At 68.0% G+C, this 23,682-nt stretch carries 19 protein-coding genes and 1 pseudogene; 14 read left to right on the top strand and 6 right to left on the bottom strand.

Annotated elements, in window-relative coordinates; all coding sequences use genetic code 11:
* The first annotated feature begins 160 nt into the window (after nucleotides 1–160).
* The 14 genes from DK412_RS28455 (at nucleotide 161) to DK412_RS28515 (ending at nucleotide 17,982) form a co-directional block, all read left to right on the top strand.
* Nucleotides 161–3,775, top strand: coding sequence for a phage tail length tape measure family protein (locus DK412_RS28455; protein WP_162596337.1), 3,615 nt, complete (start codon nucleotides 161–163; stop codon nucleotides 3,773–3,775).
* Nucleotides 3,772–4,197 carry a hypothetical protein gene (locus tag DK412_RS28460; RefSeq protein WP_109974728.1) on the top strand — a complete coding sequence of 142 codons (426 nt, stop codon included), beginning with the start codon at nucleotides 3,772–3,774 and terminating at the stop codon, nucleotides 4,195–4,197. The genes DK412_RS28455 and DK412_RS28460 overlap by 4 nt, the downstream gene beginning before the upstream one ends.
* Entirely contained in the window at nucleotides 4,197–4,703 is a 507-nt protein-coding gene (locus DK412_RS30460; RefSeq protein ID WP_162596338.1) for a hypothetical protein, read from the top strand. The genes DK412_RS28460 and DK412_RS30460 overlap by 1 nt, the downstream gene beginning before the upstream one ends.
* On the top strand, nucleotides 4,700–5,128 hold the full coding sequence (locus DK412_RS30465) for an NlpC/P60 family protein (RefSeq protein WP_162596339.1): 429 nt from the start codon (nucleotides 4,700–4,702) through the stop codon (nucleotides 5,126–5,128). The genes DK412_RS30460 and DK412_RS30465 overlap by 4 nt, the downstream gene beginning before the upstream one ends.
* 132 nt (nucleotides 5,129–5,260) lie before the next feature.
* Complete coding sequence (locus tag DK412_RS28470) at nucleotides 5,261–8,119, top strand: phage tail protein (protein ID WP_109974730.1); 2,859 nt, start codon at nucleotides 5,261–5,263, stop codon at nucleotides 8,117–8,119.
* Nucleotides 8,120–8,204: 85 nt separating this feature from the next.
* Nucleotides 8,205–13,229, top strand: coding sequence for a hypothetical protein (locus tag DK412_RS28475; protein WP_109974731.1), 5,025 nt, complete (start codon nucleotides 8,205–8,207; stop codon nucleotides 13,227–13,229).
* Nucleotides 13,230–13,270: 41 nt separating this feature from the next.
* Complete coding sequence (locus tag DK412_RS28480) at nucleotides 13,271–13,594, top strand: hypothetical protein (RefSeq protein WP_162596340.1); 324 nt, start codon at nucleotides 13,271–13,273, stop codon at nucleotides 13,592–13,594.
* Nucleotides 13,591–13,938, top strand: coding sequence for a hypothetical protein (locus tag DK412_RS28485; protein ID WP_109974733.1), 348 nt, complete (start codon nucleotides 13,591–13,593; stop codon nucleotides 13,936–13,938). The genes DK412_RS28480 and DK412_RS28485 overlap by 4 nt, the downstream gene beginning before the upstream one ends.
* Before the next feature lie 10 nt (nucleotides 13,939–13,948).
* Nucleotides 13,949–14,734 carry a head decoration protein gene (locus tag DK412_RS28490; protein ID WP_109974734.1) on the top strand — a complete coding sequence of 262 codons (786 nt, stop codon included), beginning with the start codon at nucleotides 13,949–13,951 and terminating at the stop codon, nucleotides 14,732–14,734.
* A gap of 1 nt (nucleotide 14,735) precedes the next feature.
* Nucleotides 14,736–15,587: a hypothetical protein gene (locus DK412_RS28495; protein ID WP_109974735.1), complete on the top strand. Its 852-nt coding sequence runs from the start codon at nucleotides 14,736–14,738 to the stop codon at nucleotides 15,585–15,587.
* Nucleotides 15,588–15,618: 31 nt separating this feature from the next.
* Complete coding sequence (locus DK412_RS28500; RefSeq protein ID WP_109974736.1) at nucleotides 15,619–16,185, top strand: glycoside hydrolase family 108 protein; 567 nt, start codon at nucleotides 15,619–15,621, stop codon at nucleotides 16,183–16,185.
* 93 nt (nucleotides 16,186–16,278) lie between these two features.
* A complete protein-coding gene (locus DK412_RS28505) occupies nucleotides 16,279–16,986 on the top strand; it encodes a hypothetical protein (RefSeq protein WP_109974737.1) in 708 nt (235 codons plus the stop codon).
* Between the two features lie 38 nt (nucleotides 16,987–17,024).
* Complete coding sequence (locus tag DK412_RS30730) at nucleotides 17,025–17,621, top strand: hypothetical protein (RefSeq protein ID WP_245447334.1); 597 nt, start codon at nucleotides 17,025–17,027, stop codon at nucleotides 17,619–17,621.
* Complete coding sequence (locus tag DK412_RS28515; protein WP_109974738.1) at nucleotides 17,587–17,982, top strand: hypothetical protein; 396 nt, start codon at nucleotides 17,587–17,589, stop codon at nucleotides 17,980–17,982. Before DK412_RS30730 ends, DK412_RS28515 begins: the two co-directional genes overlap by 35 nt.
* A gap of 110 nt (nucleotides 17,983–18,092) precedes the next feature.
* On the opposite strand, the pseudogene DK412_RS31595 reads toward DK412_RS28515, so the two are convergent.
* The 6 genes and pseudogenes from DK412_RS31595 to DK412_RS28550 all read right to left on the bottom strand — a co-directional run.
* Nucleotides 18,093–18,731 (bottom strand): annotated as a pseudogene (locus tag DK412_RS31595) (Hint domain-containing protein); the annotation flags it as partial.
* Between the two features lie 2,052 nt (nucleotides 18,732–20,783).
* Nucleotides 20,784–21,152: a hypothetical protein gene (locus DK412_RS30735; protein ID WP_245447335.1), complete on the bottom strand. Its 369-nt coding sequence runs from the start codon at nucleotides 21,150–21,152 to the stop codon at nucleotides 20,784–20,786.
* Complete coding sequence (locus DK412_RS28540; protein ID WP_109974740.1) at nucleotides 21,149–21,346, bottom strand: hypothetical protein; 198 nt, start codon at nucleotides 21,344–21,346, stop codon at nucleotides 21,149–21,151. The genes DK412_RS30735 and DK412_RS28540 overlap by 4 nt, the downstream gene beginning before the upstream one ends.
* A gap of 109 nt (nucleotides 21,347–21,455) precedes the next feature.
* Complete coding sequence (locus tag DK412_RS28545; RefSeq protein ID WP_109974741.1) at nucleotides 21,456–21,701, bottom strand: hypothetical protein; 246 nt, start codon at nucleotides 21,699–21,701, stop codon at nucleotides 21,456–21,458.
* A gap of 17 nt (nucleotides 21,702–21,718) precedes the next feature.
* The gene (locus tag DK412_RS30470) at nucleotides 21,719–22,732 is read right to left on the bottom strand and encodes a hypothetical protein (protein ID WP_162596341.1); all 1,014 of its coding nucleotides are present in this window, start codon (nucleotides 22,730–22,732) and stop codon (nucleotides 21,719–21,721) included.
* Nucleotides 22,733–23,063: 331 nt separating this feature from the next.
* Entirely contained in the window at nucleotides 23,064–23,438 is a 375-nt protein-coding gene (locus tag DK412_RS28550; RefSeq protein WP_204165462.1) for a hypothetical protein, read from the bottom strand.
* Nucleotides 23,439–23,682: the final 244 nt, after the last annotated feature.

Below are 23,682 nucleotides of genomic sequence, written 5' to 3' on the forward strand. Positions count from 1 at the left end.
CGATGCGGCTGGCGCCGCCGTCGACCGGCAGACCGCCAAGTTCCAGCGGCTGGCGGCGGCCGCCCGCGAGGCGGAGACGCAGGCGCGGGCGCAGGCCAACATCAACGCCGTGCTAGGTGTCGGCCAGAGTTCGAGCGGGGCGGCGCGCGATTCGGCCACCGTGTTCGAGCTGCAGGCGCGTGCGGCCGAGGAAGCCGCGCGCCGGGCCGAGGTGCTGTCGCGAGAGGTCGCGGCGCTGCAGAGCCGCTTCGATCCGATGGCGGCGGCCGGCGCCCGCTACTCGGCCGCGCTGGCGGACATCGCCCGGGCGGAGGAGATCGGCGCCCTCTCGGCCAGCAAGGCCGCGGCGGCGCGCCTCGCCGCGGTGCGCTCGTTCGAGGATAGCACCCAGCGCCTGGAGCGTGCCGGCCTTGCCCAGAAGGCCAGCGCGCAAGCGGCGGTCAACGGGCAGTTGATCGTGCCGAACCGGGGCGCGGACGTCGCTGCCTACGGCGACGAGCTCGACCGGCTGCGGGCCAAGTACAGCCCGCTGTTCGCCGCCCAGCGCGAGTACCTTGGGCAGCTTGCCGAGATCCGGCAGGCGGTGCGCACTGGGGCGCTGACCCAGGCCGAGGGCGCTAAGGCGGTGCAGAGCACCAAGGATGCCTTCGCCCGGCAGGTGACCGACCTGCGCGCCAAGGGAGACGGCCGGCTCACCAGCTACCAGGCGCAAGGCCTGTTCTACCAGGGCACCGACATCGTCGCCTCGGCGGCGAGCGGCATGTCCCCGCTCACCATCCTACTGCAACAGGGCGGCCAGATCGCGCCCGTGTTCGCCGGCCCTGGCTCGGCCAGCATCAAGGGCGCGCTCGGGCAGGCGAGCGAGGCGGTGACGGGGTTCGTCTCCCGCATCGGCTTCGTGGGTGGCGCCCTTGGCGCGGTGACCACCGCCGCGGTCGCCGGCACGGCCGCCGTGCTCTCCTACCAGAACTCGATGCGGGAGACGGAGCGCGCCCTGGCCGGCGCCGGCCGCGCGTCGGGAGCGAACGCGACGCTGATCAATGCGGCAGCCCAGGCCGCGGCGGCGTCGGGCGAGGTCTCGGTCCGGCAGGCGCGGCAGTTCTCGGCCGAGTATGCCAGCACGGGGCGCGTTGGCATCGAGATGTACGCCAACCTCGCCCGCACCGTGCGGGACTACGCGGCCAGCACCAACCAGGACGCGGCCGACGCCAACAGCGACCTCGCCAAGGCCTTCGGCAACCCGGACCTCGTCCGCGGGCTCGATTCCCTGAACGAGAAGCTGGGCTTTCTCGACGATCGCACCCGTCAGACGGTCAAGCGTCTGGACGAGCAAGGCGATCGGCTGGCGGCCCAGCGCGTCGGGTTCGACGCCTATGCCGCGGCCCTGACCAAGGCCAGCGAGCTGACCGGCACCTTCGGCGACAAGACCTCGGCGTTCGGCCGCGTGTTCGGCAACGTCTGGGACATGGTCGGCGAGAAGCTCGACAAGGTGGTCACCGGCGGCAACCTGGACGAGCGGATCAAGGATCTCGAGGCGCAGCTCGAGCAGACCGAGAGCATGCGCGGTCGGCTCTTCGGCCTGTTCGACTACCGGGTGGACGCGCCGGCCAACGACCTGCGGGCGCAGATCGCGCGCCTGCGCGGGATACAGAGCGGACAGACGGAGCAGTCGAACAGGGCTCAGACCGCCCAGCGATCCCGCGAGATCGGCGACATCGTCCGGTCGCTCGACCCCGAGGGCGCGCAACTCGAGAAGCTCCAGGGGCAGGCGGAACGGCTGCGGCGCTCACTCTCCGAGCCGGTGCGCTTCGGGCTCGACGGCGGTCAGCTGGGACAGACGATCTCCCAGTTCGAGCGCCTGCAGAACCTCACCCGGAACATGCGCGAGGACATGGAGCGGTTCGGCTCCGTCGCCGCGGCCGATGCGTCCCGGGCCGCGCAGAACGCCAACGCGAATGTCGGGCTCAACTCGGTCGACAAGGCCATCGTGGAGCGCAACCAGCGCCTTGATGCGGAGCTGCGAGCCAAGAACCTCACCGATCTTCCGACCCGGGACGAGGTCAACCGCCAGTATGCCGAGCGCGCCCGGGCCCCGGGCCTGGACGTTCCCGAACTCGCCTCGTTGCAGGCGGAGCGGGAGGCGCGACTGCGATCGATCACCGAGCGCGAGACGCTGATCGCGACGGCCAAGACCGAGACGGACACGATCCGGAAGAACGCCGAGGAGGCGGCCAAGCGCACCTCGGCGTCGAGCGATTTCATCTCGGCGATGATCAACGTCGAGAGCCGCGGCAATCCGAACGCCCGCAACCCCAACTCGTCAGCGACCGGCCTGGGGCAGTTCATCGACAAGACGTGGTTGCGGCTCTTCCCGCAGGTTTTCCCGGATCGCGCCGCCGGCATGACGCCCGGGCAGATGCTGTCCCGCCGGACCGACCGGGAGGACAGCATCGCCATGATCCAGGCGCTCGCGGCTGAAAACCGCCGGGCCCTTGAGCGCGCGGACCTGCCCACCAACAACCGGAACCAGTACCTCGCGTGGTTCCTCGGATCGCCCACGGCGGTCAGGGCGCTCCGGGCCGATCCCGACGCCCCCATCTCCTCGGTGGCATCGGCCGACGCGATCGCGGCCAACCGCAAGGTGCTCGAGGGCCGCAGCGTCGGGCAGGTGCTCAACTGGGCCGACCGGACCATCAACCAGAACGCGCCCGGCATCCGTAACACCGAGCGGGACGCCTTCATCCTCCGCTCTCAGGTCACCGCGACCGACCAGACGACCGAGGCGGAGGCGCGGCGCGCCAAGGTGCAGGAGCTTCTCTCGGATGCGATCTCGCGCGGCACCGAGATCGGCCGGCAGTTCACGACCGCTCAAGAGCTGATGGCGGCCAAGAGCGAGAAGCTCACGGACACCGCCCGCAACGAGCGCCAGGCCATCCTCGATGCGGGCGACGCCTATGCCACGGCGCAAGCCAAGGTGCAGAACAGCCAGATCGGGAAGGATATCCTGTTCGATCGCGCCCAGATTGGCCGAACCCAGTCCGAACAGGCGGTAGCCTCGCGCCTGCGCGGCACCGGCCTCGGCATGGATTCCGCCGAAGCCGAGGGTCTGCGCCTCAACGACAACCTGCGGCAGACCAAGGACCTCGCCAGCTCCACCTTCTCGGGGATGCTCGGGGACCTGCGCCAGGGTGTATCGCTCACCTCTGCGCTCACGAACATGACCGGGCGGTTCGCTGACAAGCTTCTGCAGACGGCATCGGATCGGACGATCTCGGCCTTCTTCGACGCCTTCACCAAGGGCGGGGCGGCCAACAGCAACGGGTTCATCGGCACGATCGCCTCGGTGATCGGGGGCGGCAAGTTCGACGTCGGCGGCTACACCGGCCCGGGTGGCCGATACGATGTCGCCGGCTTCGTCCACCGCGGCGAGGTGGTCTACTCGCAGGACGACGTTGCGCGGCATGGCGGCGTGGCGGCCGTCGAGGCGTTCCGGCGCGGCGGCGGCATGCGCGGCTTCGCCGACGGCGGCATCGTTGGCCGCGGCGCCTTCACCATGCCGAGCCGGGCGATGATGGGCCCCGCCAACGATGGACCCATCAGCATCTCGGTCACGAACACGGGCACACCTCAACAGGTCCAGTCCGCCCAGATGAACACCGACAGCCAGGGCCGCCGCCGCATCGAGATGGTGACCGGCGATGCCTTCGCTGCGGGCGCAGGCACGCCGCAGGGGCGCGAGGCGCTGGCGCAGGGTGGCAAGAGGTGGGTCCGATGATCGTCTGGCCTGCCGAGCTTCCTCAGCGCGTCCTCGCCGCCGGCTACAACGAGAGCCTGGGCGACGGCCGCCTCCGGACGCGAATGGAAACCGGGCCGATGAAGGTGCGCCGCCGGTATTCCTCCGCCCCGCGCCCCGTCGCGGCGTCCTTCCGCGTCTCGCCCGACGGCAAGGCGCGGATCGAACGGTTCTGGAAAGAGGAGATTGCAGGCGGCAGTTTGCCGTTCTGGCTCCCGGACCAAACGCACGACGGCTTGATCCTGCTGAACGAGCAGGGCGTGCCGCTGTTCGACGAGCAGGGGCGGCTGCTCGCCAACTCGGCCTGGTGGCTGGTCATGGCGGGCGACGCCGTGCCGAACTTCACCCCGCTCCAGCGCGGCATGGCCTACACGGCCGCGTTTCAGCTGGTGATCATGCCCTGATGCCCCGGCTGATCTCCCTCAACGCCCGGAAGGCAGCTCACGCGCAGCAGACGGACCAGATCCCGGTGATGCTGGCGACGATCCGCCATATCGAGCTGCCCGAGCCGGTCTACCTGTCGAGCGACAACACCGAGCGGATCACCGACGAACCGCTTGTCTACGGCACCCGCCACCAGGGGCACACCTACCTGTTCGTGCAGATGGGCGCCCTCTGGCCCGACGATCAGCGCGGTTCGGCGCCCAAGAGCACCCTGGTGTTCGAGAACGTGACGCCCGACATGGCGAAGCCGCTGCGGGCCGTCCTGTCGCCCGCGAGCGTCGATCTCACGATCGTCATGGCCGAGACGCCGGACATCATCGAGGCCCGCTACCTCAACCTCAAGGGCACGCTGGGCACCTGGGACGCCAACTCCATCAGCCTCGACGTCGGCCGCGAGACCTTCGCCAACGAGCCGTGCCCGTCGCGGCGGGTCACGAAGGCCTGTTTCCCGGGGGTGTTCCGGTGACGCACTGGTCCGAACCTTACGTCGGCCTGCCCTGGGCCGAGACCGGCGACGCGCCCGACGGCGTGTCGTGCTGGGGCCTGTGCGTCCTCGTCTATCGCGAGGTGCTGGGCATCGCGCTGCCGACCTACGCGGGCCTCTGCGCCTGCCCGGCCGAGCGCCGGCAAATCGCCGCGGCGATCGGCGGCGAGGCCTCCGGTGCGCTCTGGGTGCCGGTGCCGATCACGGCCGCGCGCGAGTTCGACGTGGCGGTGTTCCGGGTGGGCGAGCTCGACGCCCATGTAGGCCTCGTCTGCGCGCAGGACCGGATGCTGCACATCACCCAGGGCCACGACAGCGCGGTGCTCGACATGCGCGCCGCCCGGTGGGCGAGCCGCTTCGCCGGCCTCTACCGCCACGCCGAGATGATGGATCGCACCGGTGGCTGACGTCTCGGTTCTCGCGCTCGACAGCCTGTTCGACGCCTCCCGGCGCCGCAGCATGGTCCTGCCCCGGGCTGCACCATCGCGGAGATCATCGAGTTCGCCTATTCGGGGCTGGCGGACAGCCTGCGGAAGCGCTTGCGCGTCACGATCGACGGCCGGGCCGTGCCGCTGCCGATGTGGCCCGGCACTCGCCCGCGGCCCGGGACGCACCTGCTGATCCAGCCGGTGCCGGCCGGCGACGCGATGCGCAACGTGCTGACGATCGCCGTCACCGTCGGCGCGATTGCCCTCGGCCAGTTCTATGGCCCGCTGCTCGCCGGCTCGCTCCTCGGCCTGCCGGGCGCGGCGTCGGGCTCGCTCGCCTCTCTGCTGTCGGCCGGGATCACCGGCACTACGCTGCTCGCCGGCACGCTGCTCATCAACGCGCTGGTGCCGCCGCGCAGCGACACGAAGGAGAAGCCGACCTACGCGATTCAGGGCTTGCAGAACCAGCTGACCCCCGACGCGCCGGTGCCGCTGATCTTGGGGCGGGTCCGGTTCGCGCCGCCCTACGCCGCCACCCCCTACACCCAGGCCGTGGGTGACGAGCGCTATGTCACGGCCGCCTTCCTCGTCGGCTACGGCCCGCTCGTCATGCGCAACTGGCGCATCGGCGAGACGCCGATCGAGCGATTTACGGATGTCATCCTGGAGACCCGCCAGGGCTACACCTCGGACGAGCGCCTGACCCTCTACACCCAGCAGGTCATCGAAGAGGCGCTGTCGGTCGCGCTCAAGACCAGCCAGGTGCCGACCGGCGGGCCGCAGATCCGCACCACGGCCTCGGATTGCACCGGCTGCGAGATCGACGTCACCAGCACCGGCATCTATCAGGTCAACAAGGATGGCGCGTACCAGAACTTCACGGTCAACATCGGCGTCCGTTACTGCAAGTCCGGCACGAACAACTGGCAGCCGGGCCCGGCCATCAGCATCACGTCGAACAAGGCCAAGGCGCTCACCCGCACGGTGCCGATCACCTTCCCGGAGCGCGGGCGCTACGACATCGAGCTGACCCGCTCGACCACCGACTGGGACGAGGTCGACCAGTCGAACAAGACGATCCAGCGCCACGGCGCCACGGTGTGGTCGGTGCTGCGGAGCCTCCGCCCCGAATACCCGATCGACTTCCCCGAGCCGCTGGCGCTCGCCGCCTGCCGGATCCGGGCGACCGGGCAGCTCAACGGCATGCTCGATGCCCTCAACTGTGATGTCGCGACGCTGTGCCCGGACTGGGACGAGGCGAGCGGCACGTGGATCGTGCGGGAGACCAACAACCCGGCGAGCCTCTTCCGGTATGTGCTCACCGGCCCGGCCATGGCCTACCCGCTGACGCTGGCCGAGGTCGGCGCGCTTGAGGACTGGCACCGGTTCTGCGCCGCGAAGGGGCTGACCTACAACCGAGTGCACGACTTCGACGCCACCGTCCTCGAAGTGCTGGGCGATGTCGCAGCCGCAGGCCGGGCCAGCCCGCACGATACCGGCGAGGTGTGGCAGGTCGTGATCGATCGGGCGCTCACCGTGGTCTCGGCCCACATCAGCCCGCGCAACTCGTGGAGCTACCAGGGCAAGCGCCCCTACACCGTGTTCCCGGATGCATTCCGGATCTCGTTCCTCGACGAGACCAACGGGTTCGCGAAGGCGGAGCGCCTGGTCCCCTGGCCGGGGCACAGCGGCGACATCCGGGTCACCGAGAAGCTCGACATGCCGGGCGTCACGAACCCTGACATGGTGTGGCGCGAGGCGCGCAAGCGCCAGTACGAGCTGATCCACCGGCCCGACACCCACACGGTGAACCAGGATTTCGAGGCGCTGACGGTCAGCCGGGGCGACCGCGCGCAGTTCAGCCACGACGTCCTCGACCGGACCATGGTGGCCGCCCGGGTGACGAACGTCCTGACGGTCGCCGGCACCACGATGGTCTACCTCGACGAGTTCGTGTCGATGGAGGCGGGCCAGAGCTACGCGATCCGGTTCCGGCGCGCCGACGGCGCCAGCCTGTTGCGCACCGTCGCCACCGTTCCGGGAGAGGCGAGCTGGGTCCGCCTCACGGGCGCTGGAGACATCCCGGCCGGCCCGACCGCGGACGACGCGTCCGGCGAGCTCGCGTTCTTCGGCCCGTCCTCACGCGAGAGCTTCGCGGTGACCGTGAAGGGCTTCGAGGCGATGGAGGACTTCGCGGCCCGCCTGACCCTGATCGACCACGCCCCGGAGATCGAGGCGCTGGTCGATGCCGAGGTGCCGCCGCCGTGGAGCGGTCGGGCTGGCGGGCCGGCGCAGGAGCAGACCGGCACCCCGCTGGCGCCGATCATCAACAACGTGGTGTCGGGCGTGCTGGCATCGGATGCCGCGACCCCAACCAACCCGGTGCCGGTGGTCGTATTGCTGCGGGCGGACCCGCTCGAAACGCTGACCATCGCCTCGTTCGAGGTCCGGCACCGCGAGATCGGTGCGGCCACGTGGATGTCGGCCCCCGGCTCGGCCGCGGCCGGCGCGGTGGTCCTGCCGGGCTACGAGAAAGGTGACGGCATCGAGCTCCAGGCCCGCGCGATCTCGGTGCTCGGCACGCCGGGCAGCTGGACGGCGTCCCTCACGCATCAGGTCGCCGCCACCGATCCGGCCCCGCTGCCGGCGCCCTACAATCTCTCGGCCACCTCGCCAAGCGCCGGCCAGATCCGGGTCCAGGTCACTGCCGGCCCGGCCCCGGAAACGGTCGCCACCCAGATCTACATCGGCCCGGCCGGCGCACCGTTCGCCGCGGCGTCGAAGGTCGGCGATCCGATCGTGAGCGGTCCGAACACGACCTTGCCGCCGCTGTTCTTCTCGACCCTCGGCAACGGTAACCCGCTGGCGAGCGGCACGACATACCGCGTCTGGGCGACCGCCCTCGACACGCTCGACGGTCCCTCGACGCCGTCGCTCGCCGCTGGCCCAGCGGACGTCACCGTCGCCTGATCCCGGCCCAGACGGGCCGCTCTCCACCTCCGACCATCCCGACAGGGTGCCCTATCCGGCGCCCTCTCCAGTGCTGGATAATGATATGGCTGACGCCGACGGCATCCGGATGAACAACCTGCCGTCCGGCAACCTCGACCAAGTCTTTGGCCTGTCGCCGAGTGGCACGGTTTCGCGTCAGGACATCTCGCTCTTCATCCAATTCCTGCTGCAGCAGTCTGGGGCTGACCCGGCAGGCCTGCCGGCCGAGATTCTGCGCGCGAAGGCCGCCGAGCGTCTGGCGCGCACTCTGGCGTCCCCTAAGCTCGTCCTCGCCAACGACCCCTACCGTGAACTCGCGAGTGGCGCCGTCGATGATGGCGGCGGCGGTGTCCGAGTGCCCGCAGGGCAGTCCGGTGCCGGGTCGCAGCTTCGCGCTCGCTTCAACCTGTCCGCGTCCGACATCGCGGCGAACGCGGGCCGTCTGGTCCGCTTCGTGTCGGTCTACCGGGTGACTCCGGGCTTCCTGACCGCGTTCAAGGATAGCGCGGGCAACTCGACCCTGTTCAACGTGGCGGACGGCGTCACGGGCGGAACCGCCACGGCGACGGCAATCCAGGCCGACACCGTCATGGTGGAGATGGACGCGGTCCTGACCGGCAACGAACTGCTGCCGGCCCAGATCTTCCTTATCGGCGGCGGGACGCAGCCCGTGTCCGCCGACGTGTCGATCCGGCTTCTCTATACCGCCTGGTTCCCGGCGGATGCGACTGGCACGACCGATGTCCTCGCCAAGGTCGTACAGCCGTTTCCCTCTGCGATCGGCGAACTGATCGCTCTCGCCACCGCCCGCTACGACTACAGCGGCGCAGCCGGGGTGACCCCTGCGTTCGGCGGTCGCGGCTTCATCATCCCGGCCGGCAGGACCGGCGCCGGCGCGCTGCTGATCGTCGGCGTGCCGGCGCAGGGGCTCGCAGCTGGCGTCGTCGTCCGCGCCCGCTTCCTATTCGGCACGAGCCTCGACCTGGAGCCGGCGACGCGGATCGTCGCTTTCGGCGCAACCGTGGACATAGCCGGAGCCGCAGCGGTGGGCGCGTCGGGCGCTTCGCTGACCAAGCTGGGCACCGGCGTCTACGAGGGGCGTTTCACCTACACCCTCGTCGGCGGCGAGACCCGCTTCGAGTTCTACCTCGTGACGAGCGGCCCCGACAGCACGACCCGCACGACGCGCGCCTTCGTCCGCCTGGAGCAGGCGACCCTTGAGATTGTCTCGACGCCGCTCACCACCACCATCAACGGGCAGGTTGCGAGCTATCGCGCGCAGAGCACCGCCCGGCTCGCACAGACGCCCGGTCGCCGTCGCGAGGTCACCGTTGCCGTCGACGGCTCGTCCCTCGACGGCCTGACCAAGATCATCGACGGCACGGCGCTGATGAGCGCCGCGGGGGCGGTCGGGCCCGACGAGGCGAACGTTGTCCGCATCATGCCGGGCACGTACCTCGGTGAATGCGCCCCAGGCGCCGCCGTCGAGACTTCGCCGGCTATCTCGCCCGCAGCGTTCGTGCATCTCGTTGGCCAGGGTCGCGCCTCTGACATTCAGATCATCTCGCGCTTCGCTGACAATCAAGCGAACCAAGAGACCGCTCAGCCCCTCCGCATCACGCAGAGTGGGTACTATGCCAATTTCACGGTTATTGGGCGCAACCTGCGCTACCCGCTGCACATTGAGGCCGGCAATGCTCCTAACCGAGCAGTGCAAGTCTTCGACAGCATTACTGCAATACACGAAGGTGCCACCGGCTTCGTCTCCAGCTCTGGTTTCGGTATCGGCAACCACCCTGGCAACCGACAACTGTTCCGGGATTGCCGGGGTCGTTCGCCGACCGGCGCGTTCGGCGCCCACGACAACATCAATTGGGGCGAGCCCTGCTACATCGATATTGAGGGCGGCGCCTATCACGGCACCGGGATCGACGGCCGATCCATCACCCTGACCAGCACCGGCTCCGGTGTCCTCTCCCCGGTCACGGTACGGGGTGCCGCTCTGGCCGGGCACGTCCGGATGGACTGCTCCTATCTGGCCGGTGCCCTGCTCGCGAACCACCGGGCCAACCGCTACGGCTACAGCCTCACCGTCTACGCCTCGTCGCCGATCGACGCGGTGGGTGTGTGCGATGTCTCGGCCCTGACGCTGACCTCTGTGGCGGGCGCTTCGTCGGCGGTCGCCGTGAGCGGTCCCGGCGCCGCGGTGCTGTTCGGCGCGGCCCCTGACGTGCGCGAGGGCGCCGCCGACTACGCGGCGCGGGTCTACAGCTACCACGCCGTGGACGTGCCGGCGGGCGAGGTCGACCCGGGCGTGACCCTGGCGGCGCGGCTCGGCAATCGCTCGGGCTCGCCGCTGTCGCTCGGGGTAGCCTGGGACGGCCAGCAGCCGGTCACGGTGACCCTATCGGCCGACTACCGCGGCATGAGCAACGCGGCGATCGTCTCGGCGCTCAACAGCGCGCTGGCGACGGCCATGGGCGGCAACGCGGGCGGTCGCGCCTTCAGCCTGTCCCAGCCCTACAACAACCGCCCGCCCGTCCATCAGCCAGACCGAGAGGGCCGGGGGCTCAACGTCGGCACGACCACCATCTTGCACGGGATGGCCCTGGCTTGGTCCGGGCATGACGTGCGGGCGATGACCTCGACGGACGCGACCTCGCTTTTCGCAGGTTTCGCGATCGGCGATGCCGTCCCCGGCCGGCCGGCTCGGTTCCTTCGCACGGGCTGGATCGGGCAGGCGCAACTCCGGTTCGACGGCACGCCGAGCATCCAGCCCGGCGACCGGTTCCAGGTGTCAGCCTCGGTCCCCGGCGCGCTCGTCGAGGGCACCGACCTGCCGCTGCTCGTCGTTCGCTCGGTCGAGCCGCATGGTGCCTGTCTCGAAATCATCGAGAGCGTGCTGTTCACGGGCGACACGCAGCAGGCCGTCCGGGATGCTTTCGCCAGCGTCACCATCAACGACATCCCGAGTGTGGCCGATGCAATCAACGGCAAGGCTGCGACAGCCTATGTAGACGGTAAGGTCGCTGATGTTTTGCAGCGGACCCAGTTTCCGGCCGTCTCACAGACCCTGGTCTATCGTGAATTGCCTGCTGGTCTGACCCCGGCCACGCCAGGGGTCCGCGCGTCAATGGCCCAACGGGTAGCCAACGACATGATCCTCCAGGCTTGGTTCGACCAGCGCCGGGCTCAGGGTAAATCCGCTTGGCTTTGGGGGCGCGGACTGTCGTTCGACGTTCTGAACGGCTTCGGCTGCAACAACGAGGCCAACGACAAAGCAGACGGCTTCGTTCTTCACCTTGAAGACATCGAGCTTGTCGTCGATACCACCGCACCGATTTATGGAAAGGGGATCGTCCGCCTCCACGGCAACAACGTCAAGATGATCTGGCACGGCACCTGCAAAATCAGCCGGCCGTACCAGCCCGTCGTTATTGACGGGGATCTCGAAGCGCAGCGATCCGCTAACGGGCATCTGTTCGCAGTTACGATCGGGGGGTTGGGCAAGTACGACCCGGGCGGCGGGCCTACGCTTGCGGACAATTACACGAGCGGAGCGCATCTCATCTGCGAAGGGACGCTCCTAATCAGCGACGTGGCTTGCGCTGTCGCGGCTGTTTATGTCTCTGCCGATCTCAAGGTGGTTGGCGACATCCGCTGCGAGCGCTGGCTCGACACAGCTTTTGAGCCGTTCTACTGCGGCACGATGGGTGTTTGGGATGGAATTAGCGCTCGCTACGGAGGTGACGACGCGTTCTTTGCTTATCATCCCCGCTATACCGATCGTGCGAATAACAAACTTTCCCCTTGGGTCGCTGCGGGACGAAAGCCGAGCGGCGGCATCCTGAAGAACTTCAACTTCAGTATGACCCGCGGCAAGGGTTATGGGATCGGCGGCCACGGTGATCTGGTTATCCGGGACGGCGTCACGCAGGACTGTTGGGCCGGAGATAATGTCGTCTACGGGTCCGGTGCGAACCCCGCCATCTGGGCAGATAACAGTGGTGTCATTGACGAGGTGAATGTTACGAAGGTCAATCCCGGTAACGTTGTTTTCCCGAACGCTGTACCCGCGCAGTATCGCTCGCCCAACAACGGCGTCGAGGGTGCGGGGTACAACATCAACGAGGACCAAGCGGCCAACCCTGCTGGCGCCAACATTGGCCGGGTTACGCTGAAAAATACGCGTATCGTCAACCCTGCACGCTGGGCCGTTGCGTTCGCCGTCGCCAAAGGAGTGACCGGAAACGTGATCGTCCAGCCCGGCTCTACGATCACGCAATATAAAGATGGCGCTGTGACGTACATTCCCCGAACGGCCCCCCAGGATGCGGCTGGGTATGTCAAGAACGGCCAACAGGTCGATCTTGATATTCTGGCGAAGCGGGGGGCTAACGGCGAAACCTTTGCCAGCCTGTACCTCGTTGAGGGACCACAATCGGTAGACCTCCGGCTCGTCGGCAGCGGGCCGGTCAGTGGACAGAAAATCGCCTACACCAGCGATTTTCAGAAAGCTGAGCTCGCCTGCGGCGAGCGGTCCGCAGTCATGCCCGTGGGCTTTGACGGAATGTTCTTCCCTCCCGCGGTCAACCCCGTCTCGCCCCCCGGGCCGTATCCGAGCCAGGTGCTTCCGGCGAATTATATTTTCTTTCGCCACTTCCCCGAGGCCGGCACCGCCAGTGCCGTATGGCTCAAGGTCATCACGGCGGTGGCCAGCGGGAAGATCCGTGCCGGGATCTACGACGTCGGCCCGCGCGGCGGCGTCGGCAAGTTGATCGTTGAGGGGTCAATCATCGACGCAAGCACGACGGGCAGCAAATCATCGTCGCTGCCCTACAACGTCGTGCTGGACCGCGGCTGCTACATCGCAGTGCTCGCGTCCAATCCGATCGAGGTGCGCTCAGGCGTGCCCGGCAACGTGCGGGGTAACGGGTTCTACCAGGGCGGGTTCGACGACAATCCCCGCTTCAACTGCATCCGCTCGCCCCAGGCGTTCGGGCCGCTGCCGGCGTCTCCGCCTTCGGCTTTCGAGTTCTTCGGCGGCGACGGCTCCCTCGCCCTGATCGGACTCAACTTGCTCGGCTGACCCTCCGGTTTTTGACGCCCTCTCATGGTTCGGAGATTTCAATGAGCCGGATCGCTCGGAGCGCGCAGCCGCTCTACCAGACCCGCGGCCGACCAATCTCCTGGCTGATACGGATGACCAATCCGAACGGCTCGGCGCTCGACCTGACCGGGTGCGCCGCCGCGGTCTCCCTGCACGCGCGCGGGGTCGACCAGCCCCTGACGGTCGGTCCGCTCGGTCAGGACGGCGTGGTGAGGGTCGCGGGTGGCGCTGCCCTGTCCTCTGCTCTCTCCGCGGGCAACGTGAACGAACTGCGCCTGGCGCTCACCGACAGCCAGGGCACGCCCACCGATTACGTGTGGCCGGTGATCGGAGAGGATCCATGACCGATCGGGCCGCCGTCGCCGAGCAGGTCGTCGCGATCGCCACCGTCGAAACCGACCGCGGTCCGGTCGCCGCGGTCGCCGTCGAGCAGGTGGCGACCGCGACAGCGGTGGCGGAGCAGGGGATGGCTGGTCCGCCTGGTCCTCCTGGCATCGCGCGGGCCCTCGTCGTCCGCCAGGACGCTCCGTCTGCCTCATGGGTGCTGCCCCACAGCCTGGGACGCCCGCCACTCGTGCAGATCACCGACGACGCTGGCGAGGTGGTGTTCCCCGATGTGATCGCGGGCAGCGCCGTCGTCAGCGTGATTTTTGCGCAACCGGCCACGGGTTCGGCCATCTTGTTCTGAGGAAACCACGATGAAGGTTCTGAACGGCCTCGATCTCGCCGGCCAGCGGATCACCAGCCTCGGTGATCCGTCTGGCGCTACCGACGCGGCGAGCAAGCAGTACGTCGATAACGTCGCCCGCGGCCTGTACTGGAAGCAGCCGGTCCGGGCGGCCTCGACTGGCAACATCAGCGTCTCAGCGCCCGGCACCACGCTCGACGGCGTGACGCTCGCCGCCAACGACCGCATCCTCCTCAAGAACCAGACGACGGGCTCCGAGAACGGTCTCTACGTCTGGACCGGCGGCTCGACCGCGCTGACGCGCACCAACGACGCCGACAGTGGCGCCGAGCTCAACCCGGGTACCGCCGTCACGGTCACCGAGGGCACCACGAACGCCGACAAGGTGTTCATGGTGATCTCGGACGCCGCGGTGACCATCGGAACGACGGCGACCACGTGGGCGCAGTTCGGCGGCGGCCAGACCTATACCGGGTCGAATGGCGTGCAGCTGTCCGGCAGCAACTTCAGCGGTGTCGCGGCCGCCGGCGGCGGCCTGACCGTCGGCGCGAGCGGGTTCTCGATCGACACCAGTGTCGTGACGCGCAAGGTGTCAGGCACCCTCGGGAACGGCACGCTGACCACGATTGCGGTGACGCACAGTCTCGGGACGCAGGATGTGCAAGTCAGCCTGCGCGACGCATCTACCAACGCGTTCGTGCTGACGGACTGGGTGGCGACCGACGTCAACACCGTCACGTTCAGCTTTGCGACCGCCCCTGCGTCGGGCGCCTACCGCTGGACGATCGAGGGCTGACATGCAGGCCCTCGCCGACATAGACGCTCCGCTGGTCGAGACGAGTGTCGCGTCCGCGGGGACCTGCGACATCGGCGCGACGAGTACGCGGGGAGTGCTGATCACGGGCACCACCACCGTGACGTCGTTCGGGTCAAGGCGGTTCAGGCAGCGTTTCGTGCGCTTCGGCGGCGCCCTGATCCTGACCCACAACGCCACGTCGCTCATCCTCCCGGGCGCGGCCAATATCACCACCGCGGCCGGTGACACGGCGGTCGCGACCTCCGACGGATCCGGTAACTGGACGGTGCTGAACTACGCCCGCGCCTCCGGCAAAGCGCTCGCCGGTCCAGCGGCGGCCGACATCACCGACTCCAGCACCTCCGGTCGCACCGTCCTCACCGGCACGGCGGCTGCGGGCGCAACGGCCTTGGGTCTCGGTACCGGTAATTCTCCTACGTTTACGTCGCTGAAACTGACCGGATCTGCGACGTTCGGAGGCCAACTTGGGGCAGATCAAACTGCGGCCCTGGCGGCAGACTACTTTACCGGGGGGCGGGCGGGTCGGCTTCTAGCCTACTCGCACGACAGCACGACAGCGAATTTTGAGGTCTGGACAGCCGCGGCAAATACGGGCGCTGCGCGTGTTCTGCTGCTAAGCGCAATCGGAGACCTCTCCGTGACCGGCTCTGTGAGGCCCGCGACGGTCACAGTCGCACAGTTGGCCTCCCTGTCACCTACCGTAGGTGACCAGAGATACGTCTCGAACGGCCGCAAGATCGGCGAGGCCGCAGGCAGCGGTACAGGCGTCCCCGCCTATTACTCCAACGGCTCCTGGCGCCGGCTGTCGGATGACACGCCTGTGGTCGCCTGATTCGCCAATTCCCAACAATCCGGAGATCCTGATGACCGCGAGCACATTCGAGCGGGCGCTCACGCTCGTCCTGAAGCACGAGGGTGGGTATGTGGACCATCCACAGGACCCGGGCGGGCCGACCAATCTGGGCGTCACCCTCGCCACCCTGTCGGCGGTCCTGGGCCGGCCAGCGACCCGAGCCGACGTGAAGGCGCTCACGCCCGCGAAGGTCGCTCCCGTCTACCGGCAGCGCTACTGGGACGCGGTGGAGGGAGACGATCTCCCGGCCGGCCTCGACTATGCGGTCTTCGACTGGGCCGTGAACAGCGGCCCAGCCCGGGCTGCCATGGCGCTCCAGCGCCTCGTCGGCGTAGCGGATGACGGCCACATCGGGCCGATCACCCTCAAGGCCGTAGCCGGCCAGGACCGGCAGAAGCTGATCGGCTCGCTCTGCGACGACCGGCTGGCCTTCCTCAGGGCGCTGTCGATCTGGCCGACCTTCGGCAAGGGCTGGTCGAGCCGCGTCGCCGGGGTGCGGAAGGATGCGCTGGCGATGATCGCCGCCGCTCCGGCCATCCCGACCTGTCCGGCCTGCGGCAAGCCGCTGGCTGCCTGACCACTACCCGAGCCGGCCGGGCCAGCCGAGCATCCAAGATAGCGGGCCGCACCATCCAAGGTAGCGCAGCACCATCCAAGATAGGACATCATCATGCACCGCACCCTCCTCGCGGCGCCGGCGCTCGCCTGCGTCTGCTCCCCCGCCATGGCTATGGCTATCGACCCCATCGGGGGCAGCACGGGCACCGCTCACGCCTTCTCCACGGCCTTCCTGTTGCTCGGCGTCGCCGGGCTCGTCCCTGTCATCTGCTTCGTCGCGGTTGTGCTTGGTCGGCGGTCGCCCTGGGCCGGGCGGGCATTCTACGGCGTCCTGATGCTCGTCGCGCTGGTGACCTCCGGGGCCGCCTTCGCCGCTGAGGGCACCACCGTCGACACGACCACCGTGACGCTGTCGGCCGCGCCCTGGATCGCCCTCCTCCAGGAGATCGTCATCACCGCCGTCATCCCGGCGGTCGCCGCCTACACGATTCAGGCCATCCGCAAGGTCTACCCCTGGGCCGCCCTGTTCCTCACCCAGAGCCGGGTGGAGCAGATGGCGAACGCCGTGACCGAGTACGCCATCAACGCGGTGCCCGGCGCCGTGAAGGAGGGCAAGCTGTCGATCAACGTCGGCTCGGCCGTGATCGCCAAGGCGGTGCAGCGGGCGGTGGACGCGGCGCCGGCGAAGGCGCTCGAAGCGGCCGGCGGCCAGGCCGGGCTCGCCGAGATCGTGTTCCGGAAGCTGAACCTCGAGGACGGCGCCGACGAGCACAACACGCTGGCGCCGGTGGTGGCGCAGCTGCCGCGCGCGGGAAAGTAGCGCCTCGCCGTCAGCCCGCAGCACCAGGAGGACGCGCCATGCGCTTCAACCGCGGCCGCTGCTGGCTGACCTACCTCGCCCCCTGGCACGACGGAACGATGCTCCACTACGATCCCGATCCCATCCTCAACGAGCGCATCCGCCGCGCCGTCCGCTATGGCCAGACCCGGTGGGCCGAGGTCTGGCTGAGCGCCATCATGGTCACGGTAGGGGCGGTGATCCTCTATCCGGAACCGACCTTCGTCGGCCCGCAGTGGCGCGTCATCGGCTCCTTCGTCACCGAGGCGCAGGCTGGCACGATCTCCATCGCGGTCGGCACGGCGCGGCTGGCCGCCCTGATCATCAACGGCCGGCGCGGGCGCGAGACCAGCTTCGTCCGCACCGTCGGCTGCATGGGTGGATTCGCGTTCTGGTCGGCGCTCTTCGTCGGGTTTGCCCTGGCCTATCCGCCGCTCAACATCGGGATCGCCCTGTTCAGCGTCTTCGCCATCGCCGAGCTCCACTCCTCCGGCCGGGCCGCCTCCGACATGGCGGCGGAGGATACATTCGGGCTGCGGAAGAGGCGGCGCGCCGCGGCCGCGGCCGAGGAGGAGAGGAGGCGTGCCCTTGGCGGATCCGGTCGCAACGCTCGATAGCTGGCCCGCCATCGCCATCGCCATCACTGCGGCCGTGGCGGGAGCGCTGGTCCCCCTCAACTCCTTCATCAAGACCATGCTGGACTACCGGATCGAGGCCAAGAAGGCGGAGGCACTACAGCCGCAGACGGCCCGGGAGATCGCGACCACGGCGGGCTCGGCCGTGTTCGACAGCATCGCGATCGCCGACCTGACGACGGCCATTAAGGGGCTCACCGCCGCGATCGTCGCCGATACCGCGGCCGATCAAGCGGCGCATGCCGACCAGGTCACCAGCGTGCTGAGCCGGCTCGTGCCGGTCCTCGAAAGGCTGGACGAGCGGGAGCCGCCGCCGAGCCGGACCGGGCGCACGCATCGCTGATCCGGAACCCGCCCGCCGCCGGCCCGTTGACCGGCGACTTCATCGGACCCCCGAGACCTCACCTTCAGCCCCGCCGGCAGCCGCCGAGCGGGGCTTTCTTGTCTCTAGACCTACGCCGCGATCCAGGCGAAGCGCCCAGCCTCGTCCCAGGCGCAGGCGTCCCCGAGGGACGCGCCGAACACGCCCGCTAGGCGCGCCCGCTCGGCCTCGACCACCGGCCCCTCGACCGCGACCGGCCGGCAGCGGGCAGAGAGCCCCGGCGCGACGAAGTCGGGGTTGTGCAGGGCGTAGTCGGAGCCCTCCTCGAAGAACGGCCGGTCGCCCCAGTCGAGGTAGCTCTCCGCCGGCAGACCCTCGGCGAGCAGGATGTCGTGGGCGTCGAGCTCGACGTGCCAGTAGGTGACGGCGGTGGCGGGTTCGCGGGTGATGCTGGTGCCGTTGATCAGGCACATGATCGGCACGAGGTGCCCGCCCGCACCATCCGCGCCGGCTCCCACCAGCACGGGGTGACCGGGCGAGAGGAAGAGGTCGCGGGCGGGCAGCCCCGACCTGAAGGCGCCGGCGCGAATGCGGATCGGCTGCTGCTGTGGCGGCAGGGCGGTGCCGGCGCCCGCGATGGCGCGATGCCCGATCCAGACGAGCGGCCGCAGGGCGCCGGAGGCGGTTACCGCCTGGTCGCCGATCCGCAACTCCTCCACCGCCACCTCGCCGCGTGCGGTGCGGATGCGCGTGCCGGTGGTGAAACAGACCGGGTTGGCGCTGATCAGCGTGCCGCCCTCGCCGTCGCTCTGCGCGACGTAGGACTGCGCCCGCGTGCCGCCCAGGGTGAAATTCTCGCTGCGGCCGCCCTGCGTGACGGTCAGCGTGTCACCCGTCACCGTCAGTGGCGTCAGCGGAGATACCCCCGTATAGGCTAGCCCGGAGAGAACGAGCGTGTGCCCCGCGGTGGAGCCGAAATCGGTCAGCACGTTGCCGAAGGTGGCGCCGTTGGCCGGCTGAGCGGCCATCTGCAGCGCGAGGCGGGCCGTGGCCGTGCCGGTGAGCGGCGCGAAGGTGATCGCTCCCGTTCCGGCCGCGCCGCGGGCAGCGAGTTCGACGGTGCCGGACTGGATGGTCGTGCCGCCGGTATAGCCGTTGGCCGTGCCCAGCGTCAGCGTGCCTCCGCCCGATTTCGCGATGGCCGTCGTGCCGCCGGTGCCCCCGAGGCCGTTAGAGGTGGTGGTGTTGCCGGCCGCGCCGTTGAGGTCGGTGATCGTGTCGCCGTAGCGCTGGGTGCCCGCGCCGAAGGTGAGGGTCGCCGGCGCCGCGCCGTTGGGGCTGCCCTCGTAGAAAATGCCGGCGCCGTAGCCTGTCCCGCCCGTAGCCGTCCCACCGCCTGGCGCGCCGCCGGTGACGCTGCCGCCAGACTGCGCGCTCGTCCCGGCGATCGTGAGGCCGCCGCCCGCCGCGACGAAGATCGCGCCGCCAAGGGCGCCCCCGCCGCCGCCGTTGAGGCCTCCAGAGGTCTCCGCCCGCCCGCCAGCAAACCCGGGTGTCCCCGCGCCGCCGAACCCGACGGTCACCCCTCCGGAGCCGCCGCCAAATCCCCCGCTGCCTCCACCGATACTGCCGCCACCGCCGCCGCCACCGAAACCACCGCTGCCGCCCCCGCTATTGCCCGCGCTGTAGGAGCTGAAAACGGCACCTCCACCGCCCCCACCGAAACCGCCACCCGCGCCATTCTGGCCGCCCCCGCCGCCCCCGCCGCCAAACCCGCCGCTACCGGCAATTCCAAACAAGCTTCTTGATCCCGCCATCGCACCCGTGCCGCCGGGAGCTCCTCCTGGGCCATAGTAGTCCCCGGCTCCGCCGCCTCCGCCACCGAGGCCGTTCAGGCCGAGCCCACCGTTTCCGCCCGGGCCGTAGAGCTGCGCCGAGGCACCCGCGCTGGTAATGCCTCCACCGCCGCCCGTGAGGTCCCCACCGGGATAGAAGAGGCCGCCACCGCCGCCGTTCGTCGACCCGCCGTTACCACCGAGGCCCCCACCGCCGCCGCCACGCGTGCCCCCAGTCGCGCCTCCAGCACCTCCAACCGCCCTGGTGTCTGCGAAGCTCACGTTGGTGAGTGTGACGTTGGCAGCCGGGCCTACGAACAGGGCGCCACCCGCACCGAGGCCGCCGCCCCCGCCGCCAGAGCCCACACCGCCGGCACCGCCCGTCGCAGTCACGTTCCGGATCGTCAGGTTCGAGATGCTGGCCGGCGTCGCGGCGGGGGCTCGGCCGTCGGCCGCGATCCCTGAGACGAGGAAGCCGCGATAGGCCGACGCCCCGTCCAGCGTCAGGCCTCCGGCGTCCAGGGTGAGAGAGGTCGAGACAAGCGGCATGTTGCCGGCCAGTGTGATCGTCCCGCCTAGGCCGGACTGCGTCACGATCGTGGTGACGCCCGCTCCGCCCGTGTTGGCGAAGTTGATCGCCTCCCGCAGCGTGCCGAAGCGACTCCCGCTGCCGCCTGGATCCGCCGCCCCGGTCGAGGTGTCGGTGGCCGTATCCGACAGGTCGGTGATGGTGAATGTCGGCATCGCTCTCGCACCCCGTCCCTGAGCCACGATCCCATCGGGCCTGCGGTCGAGCGCAGCCTAGGGATGGATCGCGGTCTGGGGTGCAACTGATCCGACCCGTCATGACGAGTCGAGGGTGGTTTTGTAGCCCGAAGAGTCAAAACCGCCCAGGGCAAAGACGAACGGAAGCGATAGACGCAGGGAGTTGCGTTTTTGAGACACTATCCGCCGAGACCTCTGCCGGCAGCGGCGCAGGGGGTGGGGCTAGTCTATCGGCAGGATCGGAGGGAGAGGATTGTCTTCGACGCGACTTTCGGACGGCGCCTTCGGCCACGGCCTCGGGTCCATCTTCCACCCGGTCTCGGCGGTGAGCCGCGCGTAGTGCGCGGCCATGTCCATCATCACGCCGATGCGCTTGCTGCCGCAGGCCGAGCAGCGCAGGCGGAGCGCGATATCGGGGATGGGCAGGTCGGCCGGTAGCCGGTCCGTCGAGACGATCGCGTGATGCCCGCAGTCGTGGCAGTGGGCCGCGATCGTGGTCTCGCCCTGGGCTCGGGCGCTGCCGACGGTTGGTGGCGCGATCTCGCGGCCCTCCTCGTCGTAGGCCCGGCGCGGGTTGCGGCCGCGCCTCACCCCTCGTCCTTCTGGTTCATCGCCACGAAGTCCGTAGCCCGGTCATAGGCGAGCCGGATCAGGCCAGCGTGCCACGGGTCGGTCATGTCGAGATCCTCCCAGGCCGGGCAGCCCTGGATCCGCTGACGGGCGTGCTCGTGCAGCCATTCGGCGATGACGTCGAGGGGCTGCGGATCGGCAGGGGGGTGGGTCACCGGCGGTTCCTGTCGTCGAGACGTCTGGCCGAGCGCCACAGCGCGACGATCGCGGCGGCCGCGCACGCCAGCGCCAAAGCTGCCGTGAGGGCGAGGTAGGCGGCCGCGCTCATCCGACCGGCGCCAGCAAGATCGCCGTCTTCACCGCGTTTCGCTGCTGCGGTGCCGTCACGCCCTCCCGGGCCAGCACCTCCGTGCTGTAGGCGTTCGCCAGGACGGCCGCGGCGACATCGAGGCGCGCTTTCCCAATCTCGAGCACTGCCAGCTTCGACGGGTCGGCGAGGTAGGCGGAGATCGCAGCATCGAGCGCGTCATCGGTGAGCAGCTTCTGCTTGTAGGCGTCGCCAGCTGTCATTGATATCCTCGATGCGATCACGATTTGGGCTTAGGAGTTACGGGATGGCACTCACCTCTCATCGCCCTGCGGCGCTCTTGATCCGCCTTGCGACGAACATTTCGCGCTTTTGGTTTGCGTTGCGCACTGAGGTCTATCGATCCCGTTTTCGCTGGGGATTTGGCTTGGGTCTGTTTGTCAGTGGTTGTATCAACGTTGCCTGGTGGCGCGTACTGAACTCGATCTTTTGATACTATTATGAATTCCGACAATTTCGAAGCGACTTCTTTCAAGATTTCTTCGCTAGGATTTGGAGCTTTTTGTATCTTGAGCGCTTCGCGAGCGATCACGGTGGCTTCTATAGTTGCTGGTGTCGCCTTTTTTGACTCTATGAGACTTAAATATCCAATGTAAGTGCTGATAATTGTTAAGGCAATTCCAAACCAAGTAAGGGCATTTGCCCCGCCATCGGATATTTTCTTTGCAATCTGCCCTAATCTATAGTCAATATTATCGAGTCGGTCAAAAAATTCTTTGTCCGTAATTATTTCATTTGCGCGATCGCTGGCGGCGGTCCGAAGTGCCGCCAACATTGCGTAAGTGATATCTGGGCCCCGAAGAATTTTTATCGCATCGGATGTCAAATCAAATAAGCCATCCGCCAATTTTGCACCATCGCGGCCGCACTCTCTGCAAGTTTCTTTGTTATTACGAACATTAAGCCTCAAGGTCCCAAATTGATAGTTCCGAGATGGAAAAATACTTTTGCAGTGGGGACACTGTGATGGCAGGGCCGGGCCAGCCCTTCTCCAGCCAAATTTTTTCGCGCCAGATTGGCGACGCTCTCTCACTACCGGATCGTTGATTATCTTGGTATTTTCAATTTTAGTACTTTCTGCATCTGTTATATCCCAGGGAGTTCGCACATTGTCGAATTCGATACCGCTGGCACTAATATTTGAGCCTACTGCTCGCACTCCAACTTCAGAATTTCTTATTACTATCCTGCCCTCGATCTGAACATTCGAGCCTCTAATGCTTAAAGCAGGCATGTGCAGCACTCTAAATTTATATGGATATTTAAAGTTATGGACTAAATTGACTCACTATTTTTGTAGAAATAAGCAATGCACATGTGAGTATCTCAGATAATGCGAAATTTTACTCACGGATTTGCCCCGCCTCATGACTCTTCAGAAGAGGAGACAAGCTATGGACACATCCTCAGGATCTCGCATAAGATCCCGGTGCTCAGAGTGGCCCAGCGCAAGCCGCCCCTCGATGAAAACCGCCCCAGGCTGTCACTTGGGGCGGTTTTGCATTTCAGGTTGTGTCATGCTGAGCCAGCGGGCGCCGAAGCGCAAGTGCTGGGTGCGCCACCGGTCATCGCTTCGTCTCCCAGATCGGCACCATGCCCGGCATCTTCACCGGGTGCAGCCGGAACGCCCTGCCGTTCCCGATCCGGATCCACTCATCGGTGACCTCGGTCACGTCGCGGGTGCACGGGATCAGGACACCGCAGAAATCGCCGCGGATCGCGCCGAGGTCCGGGCTCACCCCGAACAGCCGCAGCGTATCCCAACCGGCCGCGTGCGCCTGCATCCCCCAGCGCTCGATGAACTCCTGGCAGCGCCGGTGCGTCTCGGCCCATTCCGCCTCGCGCAGGCCGCGGCACGGGACGACGCCCGAGGAGAGGCTGGCGAAGCCCTTGGACCATTCGAGGACGGTGGGCGGGATGGCGGTCGGGTTGGGCTGCATGCCCCTGCCCTACCCTGCCTTGTCGCTCTCGGCTATCGGCGCACGAGGCCGATCGCGATGTGCCGCGTCTCGCCAGCATACCGCCCATCCGAGGAAGGCGGCGATCAAGCCACTAAGGAGCGGTAGGGAAAGGGCGAGGATCCATTCCGGCGTCACGGCATCGAACTCAATCAAACCTGCTAAGCCGGTTTGATCATAAATCAAGGGCGACGGCTAACCCGCTGGCTGTGCGGAGAGTCCCAAT

This window comes from Methylobacterium sp. 17Sr1-1 (genome assembly GCF_003173775.1).
Lineage (GTDB): Bacteria > Pseudomonadota > Alphaproteobacteria > Rhizobiales > Beijerinckiaceae > Methylobacterium.